Genomic DNA, 7,866 nt, shown 5'->3' with positions numbered 1-7,866 from the left:
ACGCGCCTGCCCCGCCCCCAGCGCCCCCCGGGTGCTCGACATCTTCACCAGCGTCGCCCGCCACCACCTCATCGACCACGGACGCGTCGCCCAGACCTTCGAACCCACCCTCACACCCCTACAACACCAAGTCCTCGACCTGCTCGGCATCCCCGCCGACACCTACACCAACGCCACCACCGGAACCACGACCGGTGGGGGTCGATAACGCCCCCGAGAAGTGCGGAACGTCAGCTTCACGGGTTGCTGCGAGCGCAATCCGAGGCTGCCTTGCGGGCCCTGCTGATCTGGATTCCGTCGTCGATGTGAAGGGGGGGGCCGCAAGAGACGGGCTCGGCTCCATCAGCAGATGCTGACAAGGGCCCCTGTCGTCAGCGTATACTGATGCGATGGCTGACCGTCACAAGCATGCCGCGCTGGCCGGCATCGCCGGGCGCACCGCCACAATTGCGACGGCGGAGGCCGACCGGGAACGGGAGATCGCCCGGGCGTTGCACCACGGGGCGCCGTGGTCGGAGATCGCCGGTGCGCTTGGGGTGACCGCCCAGTCCGCGCACCGGCGGTTCCGGTGGCTGCGCTACGACCCGGTCACAAGGCGATCTTGGCAGGAACGCCCGCTGCCTCTTCGTTGAGCAGCCCCTCGGCCCAGGCGGCCTCGAACTCCGCCGGCGGGACATCGCCCAGAGCGCCGTGGAGCCGTTCGGTGTTGAACCAGTGCACCCAGCCCAAGGTGCCCAGCTCAACGGCGTCGAGGTCGCGCCACGGGCCCCTACGGTGGATCAGCTCGGCCTTGTAGAGGCCGTTGATCGTCTCGGCCAGCGCGTTGTCATAGGATTATCCGGCCAATCTGGGCCTGGGCTGAAGCAGGCTCAGGAGGTGCGGCGGGCTGAGTCAGTTGGCCTTGCGGCGAGGCTGGCGGGATTCGATTCGTCGGAGTCGTTCTTCGTGGTGGCGGACTCGGTCGGCGACGGCTTCGAGGGCGGTTCGGAGGTGGCCGATCTCGGCGCTGAGGCCGGTGAGGGTGCGCCGGTCGTGGGTGTGGCTGCGGTGTTCTTCGACGATCGCGTGGAGCTGTGGGTTGCGGTAGAGGGTGGTGCGGCTGATGCCTGCGTGGTCGGCGACGGCGGTGAAGGTGATGGCCTTGTCACGTCCGGCGAGTTCGGTGCAGGCGGCTTCGACGAGGTTGACGTTGTCGGTCATCCCGCGGTCTGTTCGATGAGGGAGTCGAGGCGGGCGAGGAGCTTGCGGTGACGGTCGGCTTCGTGGATCCAGCCCCGTGCTTCGGCGTCGACGACGAGGGCTTCGGTGTCGACACGTTGGGCCGAGAGCACGGCGATCGAGGCGGTGTCGGTCCGGAAGCTGGGGCAGTGTTCGCAGATGTTGGCGTAGGGGCAGGCACCTTGGGCGGGGGCGCGTAGGCAGTGGCCGCCGGCGAGGCGTGACTTGATCGCCGGGGCGTCACGCCACTCGTCGCTCCCGCTGCTGGTCGTGGCGGTGACGGGGATGAGTGGTCGGCCGTTGGGTGCGGGCATGGTTCCGATGCGGGTCTTGGCCAGGTCGAGGGCGCGCTCGAACTCGGCGCGGACGGTGCTGTCGAAGAGGTGCGCGTAGCGCAGGCTCATCTCGGCTGAGACGTGACCGAGTAGGGCCATCAACGCTTGGAGCGACACGCCGGCGTTGACCAACGCTGTGGCGTAGGTGTGACGCAGTTGATGGGGGGTGACGTGGCCGATCCCGGCTGCTTGAGCGCTGCGGGTCAACTCCTTGCGCACCGCGGACTGGGAGAGGCGGCGGCCGTGGTGGGTGAAGAGGAACTGGGTCGGCCGTCCCGAGCGAGGATGTCGGAGTGGCCGGCCCGGGGTGCGGGTGGCGGCGATGCGTTCAACCAGGGTGACGGTCTCGTCGTCGAGGGGGACCATGCGTTCGGTGTCGAGCTTGCCGAGCGGGACCTTCAACCACGATCCGTGCCCGGCGATCTCGTGGACGCGCTGACCCCGAGGGGTGTGGCGCAGTGGCTCCGGGCCCGCAACCGGCTCCTGGACCGGGAGCGCCCCATCGACGTCCTCGCCGCCGGAGAGGTCGAGAAGGTCCGCGGCGCGGCCGAGGCGTTCGTCGAGGGCGCCTACGTGTGAGCCGTGCCGACGACATCGCGGCGCACAGTTGTCGGCGTCTTCTGGCACCAGGGACCCACGCCACGCGACCTCGTGTCGTGCGCGCACCCCGCCGGCCGCTACTCGATGCGGAGGCCGCTGATGGCGCGGGCGATGACGAGCTGCTGGATCTGCTCGGTGCCCTCGAAGATGTCGAAGATCTTGGCGTCGCGATGCCAGCGCTCGACGGGGTACTCACGGGTGTAGCCGTAGCCGCCGAGGATCTGGATGGCCCGCTCGGTGACCCACACCGCGGTGCGACCGGCCTTGAGCTTCGACTGGCTGCCCTCGGCGTTGACGTACTTGCCGTTGCGTGAGAGCCAGGCGGCGCGGTGCACGAGCAGCCGGGAGGCGTCGATCTCGGTGATCATGTCGGCGAGCATGAACGCGATCGACTGGTGCATGATGATCGGCTTGCCGAACGCCTTGCGCTCCTGGGCGTACTCGAGCGAGTACTCATAGGCCGCCCGGGCGATGCCGATGGCCTGGGCCCCGACGGCGGGACGGGTGGCCTCGAAGGTGGCCATGGCCGGCTGCTTGCCGCTGCCCCCGGTCTTGGGCTTGGTGAGCGCCTCGCGGGCTCGCGCCAGCTTCTCGTCGAGCTTGTCCTTGCCGCCCAAGAGGCACGAGCCCGGGATGCGCACGTCGTCGAGGACGACTTCGGCGGTGTGCGACGCCTTGATGCCGTGCTTCTTGTACTTCTGGCCCTGGGAGAGGCCGGGCGTGGCGGGCGGGATGACGAAGCTGGCCTGGCCGCGACCCCGCAGCTCGGGGTCGACCGCGGCCACCACCACGTGGATGTCCGCGATGCCGCCGTTGGTGGCCCACGCCTTGGTGCCGTTGAGCACCCACTCGTCGCTGGCCTCGTCGTACACGGCGCGGGTGCGCAGCGACGAGACGTCGGAGCCGGCATCGGGCTCCGAGACGCAGAAGGCGCCGAGGGCGACCTTCTCGGGCGTGCCGTAGCACTGCGGAACCCACTCCCCCACCTGCTCGGGGGTGCCGTTGCCGGCGATCCCCGCGGCCGCCAGGCCGGAGCCGAAGATCGACAGGCCGATGCCTGCGTCACCCCAGAAGAGCTCCTCGATGGCCAGCGGCAGGGTCAGCCCGGTCGGGTCGCCCAGCATGGCCTGGGCCATGAAGTCGAAGCCGTACAGGCCGATCTTGGCCGCCTCCTCGACGATGGGCCACGGGAACTCCTCCCGCTCGTCCCACTCCTCGGCGGCGGGGCGGACGACGTTGGCGGCGAAGTCGTGCACCCACTTCTGCAGCTGGAGCTGATCCTCGTTGAGAGCAAGAGAGAAGTCGGACATGGGGTGACTCCCGGGGTCGGGTGCTGGTCGGCCGCTGGAGGTTACCGGCCGGTAACCAACGGTAGGCCCGTCGCTGACCGATGTGCCACTTCACGTGTCGGTCACGAGCGGGAAGAGATGACGAGCGGTCGAGTCAGCGACGACGCCAGGTGGCGCCGTCGGCGGTGTCGACGACGTCGACGCCCTCGGCCGCCAGCGCGTCGCGGATGCGGTCCGAGGTGCCGAAGTCCCGCGCGGCGCGGGCCGCGGCGCGCTCGGCCACGAGGGCGTCGATGCGGGGGTCGGACCCGGAGGCATCGGCATCGGGTGCCTCGGCTTCGGCCAGTCCGAACCCGAGGGCCCGATCGGCGTCGACCAGGAAGGCCCAGACCTCGGCCGGGCTGAGGTCGTCGGCCCGGACCACGTCCCACACCACGGCCAGGGCCCGGGGGGCGTTGAGATCGTCGGCCAGGAACCTCCAGAAGCGCCGCAGGTGGGGCTCGACTCGGGCCGGGTCGGCCGCGCCGTCGGCGTCGCGAGCCGCCACGGCGTGGCCGATGAGACGGCGCAGGGCGGTGCCGGCCGCATCCACCGCGTCGAAGGAGAAGTCCTGCTTCTGGCGGTAGTGGGCCTGGAGGAAGAAGTACCGGTAGGCCATCGGCTCGATGCCGAGCTCGACCAGCGAGTCGACGACGAGCACGTGACCGGCGGACTTGGAGACCTTCTCCCCGCCGAGGTCGAGGAACTCGTTGTGCAGCCAGATCGACACCCAGGGGTGGACACCGAGGGCGCACTCGCTCTGGGCCACCTCGTTGGTGTGGTGCACCCGGACGTGGTCGATGCCCCCGGTGTGGATGTCGAAGGTGGTGCCCAGGTATCGAGTGGCCATGGCCGAGCACTCGATGTGCCACCCGGGGAAGCCCCGACCCCACGGCGAGTCCCACTCCTGCTGGCGTCGCACGCCGGGCGGCGTGAGCTTCCACAGGGCGAAGTCGGCCGGGTGGCGCTTGGCTTCGATGGCGTCGACCCGCCCGGTGGCCTCCAGGTCGTCGAGGCGGAGACGGGCGAACTCCGCGTAGCGATCGAAGGTGGACGTGTCGAAGTAGACGCCGTCGTCGATCACGTAGGTGTGGCCCTGGGTCTCCAGGGTGCGGACCATGGCGATCTGGTCGTCGACGTGGTCGGCGGCCCGGGGGACGATGTGGGGCTCCAGGCAGCCGAGGCGGCGACGGTCGGTGGCCCACTGCTCGGTGTAGGTGGCGGCGATCTCGGTCGCGGTCCGCCCCGAGGTGGCCGCCGCCGTCTCCAGCTTGTCGTCACCCTCATCGGCGTCGGAGACGAGGTGGCCCACATCGGTGATGTTGGTGACGTACGTGACCTCGTAGCCCGCCGCCATCAGCACCCGGCGGAGCAGGTCCGGGTACAGCTGCGGACGCATGTTGCCCAGGGTCTGCGGGGCGTAGACGGTGGGTCCGCACGTGTAGATCCCCGCCCGGCCGGGCTCCAGGGGCTCGAAGGCCACGACGGCGCGGCGACGGGTGTCGTACAGCCGGATCTCCTCCAGCCCCGGTGTCGGTGTCCGCTCGGCCACGCCCCGATCATGGCCGATGTCTGGCCCCTCCCCCGCCGAACATCGACCCGATGCCGTCGACCCAGTCCTCGTCTCGCCGTGGCCGCCGGATTCGTCCCCGCCCCCGACGATGTCGTCGGGATCGACGGCGGCGGTCGGGGCAAGGGCCCGACAGAACGGCGCCAACCGGTTCGGAGGCGCTCGACGGGGGTCGGTACTCTCGGCCCATGACCGAGCCCGGAACGCCGTCGCCGCGCGCCGAGCGCACCGTCCCCGACAAGCCTGCGCTCGAAGGGCTCGAGGCCCGCTGGGTCGAGCGCTGGGAGACGAACGGCACCTACCGGTTCGCCGGCGACCGGACGCGCGCCGAGGTGTACTCGATCGACACGCCGCCGCCGACGGCGTCGGGATCGCTGCACGTCGGGCACATCTTCAGCTACACCCACACCGACACCATCGCCCGCTACCAGCGCATGCGGGGCAAGGACGTCTTCTACCCGATGGGATGGGACGACAACGGCCTGCCCACCGAGCGCCGGGTCGAGAACTACTACGGCGTCACCTGCGATCCGACGGTGCCCCACGACCCGGACTTCAGCCCGCCGGCCGACGTCGCCACCAAGCGCCAGGACTTCGTCCCGATCAGCCGCCGCAACTTCATCGACCTCTGCGAGGAGCTCACGGCCAGCGACGAGAAGGTCTTCGAGGACCTCTTCCGCCTCGTCGGGCTGTCGGTCGACTGGACCCTGCAGTACACGACGGTCAGCCAGCGCACCCAGCGCACGAGCCAGCGGGCGTTCCTCCGCAACCTGGCCCGGGGCGAGGCCTACTCGCAGGAGGCACCCAGCCTCTGGGACACGACCTACCAGACCGCGGTGGCCCAGGCCGAGCTCGAGGACCGCGTCCGCCCCGCCGCCTACCACGACATCGCGTTCCACCGCACCGACGGCGCCGGCGACCTCACCATCTCCACGACCCGGCCCGAGCTGCTGGTGTCCTGCGTCGGGCTCGTCGCCCACCCCGACGACGAGCGCTACCAGGGCCTCTTCGGCACCACGGCCACCACGCCGGTCTTCGGTGTCGAGGTGCCGATCCGGGCCCACCCCCTGGCCCAGCCGGACAAGGGCACCGGCATGGCGATGATCTGCACCTTCGGCGACACCACCGACGTCATCTGGTGGCGCGAGCTCGACCTCGACACCCGGCCCGTCATCGGCAAGGACGGTCGCTTCGCTTTCGATCCGCCGCCCTGGCTGACCACCGACCGCGCGCGCCACGCCTACGGGCGCATCGCCGGCAAGGGCGCGGGCGGCGCCCAGCAGGTGATGGTCGAGCTGCTGCGCGAGGGCGGCGAGCTGCTCGGCGAGCCGGAGAAGATCACCCACCCGGTGAAGTTCTACGAGCGGGGCGAGAAGCCGCTCGAGATCATCACCACCCGCCAGTGGTACATCCGCAACGGCGGCCGCTCGGCCGACCTGCGCGAGGCGCTCGTCGACCGAGGGCGTGAGCTCGACTGGCACCCCGAGTTCATGCGCCACCGCTACGAGAACTGGGTCGAGGGCCTCAACGGCGACTGGCTGGTCTCCCGCCAGCGCTTCTTCGGCGTGCCGGTCCCCCTCTGGTACCGCCTCGACGCCGAGGGCCGGCCCGACCACGACGATCCGATCGTCCCCGACGAGGCGGACCTGCCCGTCGACCCTCAATCCCACGTCCCGCCCGACTTCACCGACGACCAGCGTGGCCAGCCCGGCGGCTTCGTCGGCGACCCCGACGTGCTCGACACGTGGGCGACCTCGTCGCTCACGCCGTTGCTCGCCTGCGGCTGGGAGGAGGACCCCGACCTCTTCGCCCTGACCTACCCCATGGATCTGCGCCCCCAGGCCCACGACATCATCCGCACCTGGCTGTTCTCAACAGTGGTGCGCTCCCACTTCGAGACGAGCACGCCGCCATGGCGCAACACCGCCCTGTCAGGGTGGATCCTCGACCCTGACCGCAAGAAGATGTCCAAGTCCAAGGGCAACGTGGTCGTGCCCACCGAGCTGCTCCACCAGCACGGCTCCGACGCGGTGCGGTACTGGGCCGCCAGCGGCCGACCCGGCACCGACACCGCCTTCGACCCCGGCCAGATGAAGGTCGGCCGCCGTCTCGCCATCAAGATCCTGAACGCCAGCCGCTTCGCCATCAACCTCGGCCCCGCACCCGAGGGGGCGGCGCCCACCGAAGCCCTCGACCGCTCGGTGCTCGTCGCCCTGGCCGACCTCGTTCAGGAGGCCACCCGGGCCTTCGACGCCTACGACTACGCCCGGGCCCTCCAGCGGACCGAGACGTTCTTCTGGTCGTTCTGCGACGACTACCTGGAGCTGGTCAAGACCCGGGCCTACGGCGAGGACCCCGACGACACCGGGGCCGCGTCGGCCCGCGCCACCCTCGAGCTCGCCCTCTCCGCCCTGCTACGGCTCTTCGCCCCGTTCCTGCCGTATGCCAGCGAGGAGGTCTGGTCGTGGTGGCAGGACGGCTCGATCCACCGGGCTCCCTGGCCCGATGCCGATGCGCTCCGAGCGGAGGCCGGCGACGCTGACCCGGCGGTGCTCGCAGTGTGTGCGGACGTCTTGGGCGCGGTCCGCAGGGCCAAGTCCGACGCCAAGGTCTCCATGCGCGCCGAGGTCACGTCGGTCGCGGTGGACGACACCGACCGGCGCCTCGCCGCCCTCGCCGGCGCCGCGCAGGACGTCCGCGACGCCGGGCGCATCGCCGAGCTCACCTGGAGCGCGTCGACCAACGGCACCGAGAACGAGATCCGGGTCGCCCTGGCCGACGGCTGATCGGCACCCGAGCCTGAGCGGTGGTGACG

Annotated in this window: 8 protein-coding genes and 1 pseudogene; 4 read left to right on the top strand and 5 right to left on the bottom strand. The window is 70.6% G+C overall.

The window, feature by feature from the left end:
* Both VNL12_RS13995 and VNL12_RS13990 read left to right on the top strand, forming a co-directional pair.
* Positions 1–208 (top strand): hypothetical protein (locus tag VNL12_RS13995; protein WP_325595557.1); only part of this gene is annotated, 208 nt, incomplete at its 5' end.
* Between the two features lie 181 nt (positions 209–389).
* Positions 390–632 carry a hypothetical protein gene (locus VNL12_RS13990; RefSeq protein WP_325595556.1) on the top strand — a complete coding sequence of 81 codons (243 nt, stop codon included), beginning with the start codon at positions 390–392 and terminating at the stop codon, positions 630–632.
* On the opposite strand, the pseudogene VNL12_RS13985 reads toward VNL12_RS13990, so the two are convergent.
* The 3 genes and pseudogenes from VNL12_RS13985 to VNL12_RS13975 form a co-directional block, all read right to left on the bottom strand.
* Positions 589–834 (bottom strand): annotated as a pseudogene (locus VNL12_RS13985) (integrase core domain-containing protein); the annotation flags it as partial. The gene VNL12_RS13990 and the pseudogene VNL12_RS13985 overlap by 44 nt on opposite strands.
* A 57-nt stretch (positions 835–891) precedes the next feature.
* On the bottom strand, positions 892–1,200 hold the full coding sequence (locus VNL12_RS13980; RefSeq protein ID WP_325595555.1) for a hypothetical protein: 309 nt from the start codon (positions 1,198–1,200) through the stop codon (positions 892–894).
* The gene (locus VNL12_RS13975) at positions 1,197–1,955 is read right to left on the bottom strand and encodes a tyrosine-type recombinase/integrase (protein WP_325595554.1); all 759 of its coding nucleotides are present in this window, start codon (positions 1,953–1,955) and stop codon (positions 1,197–1,199) included. The genes VNL12_RS13980 and VNL12_RS13975 overlap by 4 nt, the downstream gene beginning before the upstream one ends.
* A 9-nt stretch (positions 1,956–1,964) precedes the next feature.
* Between VNL12_RS13975 and VNL12_RS13970 the strand changes: the two genes are divergently transcribed.
* Positions 1,965–2,132, top strand: coding sequence for a hypothetical protein (locus VNL12_RS13970; RefSeq protein ID WP_325595553.1), 168 nt, complete (start codon positions 1,965–1,967; stop codon positions 2,130–2,132).
* Between the two features lie 98 nt (positions 2,133–2,230).
* On the opposite strand, the gene VNL12_RS13965 is transcribed toward VNL12_RS13970, so the two are convergent.
* Positions 2,231–3,463, bottom strand: a complete 1,233-nt coding sequence (locus tag VNL12_RS13965; protein ID WP_325595552.1) for an acyl-CoA dehydrogenase family protein — start codon at positions 3,461–3,463, stop codon at positions 2,231–2,233.
* 133 nt (positions 3,464–3,596) lie between these two features.
* Positions 3,597–5,033 (bottom strand): cysteine--tRNA ligase, encoded by a 1,437-nt coding sequence (gene cysS / locus VNL12_RS13960; protein WP_325595551.1) that lies wholly within the window; start codon positions 5,031–5,033, stop codon positions 3,597–3,599.
* 206 nt (positions 5,034–5,239) lie between these two features.
* Here cysS and valS point away from each other — a divergent pair, with 206 nt between their 5' ends.
* Positions 5,240–7,837: a valine--tRNA ligase gene (valS, locus tag VNL12_RS13955; protein ID WP_325595550.1), complete on the top strand. Its 2,598-nt coding sequence runs from the start codon at positions 5,240–5,242 to the stop codon at positions 7,835–7,837.
* The last annotated feature ends 29 nt before the right edge of the window (positions 7,838–7,866 follow it).

The sequence above is a fragment of the Iamia sp. genome, assembly GCF_035575815.1.
In the GTDB taxonomy this organism is placed as follows: Bacteria; Actinomycetota; Acidimicrobiia; order Acidimicrobiales; family Iamiaceae; genus Iamia.
This window is presented reverse-complemented; position numbering and strand designations above follow the sequence as displayed.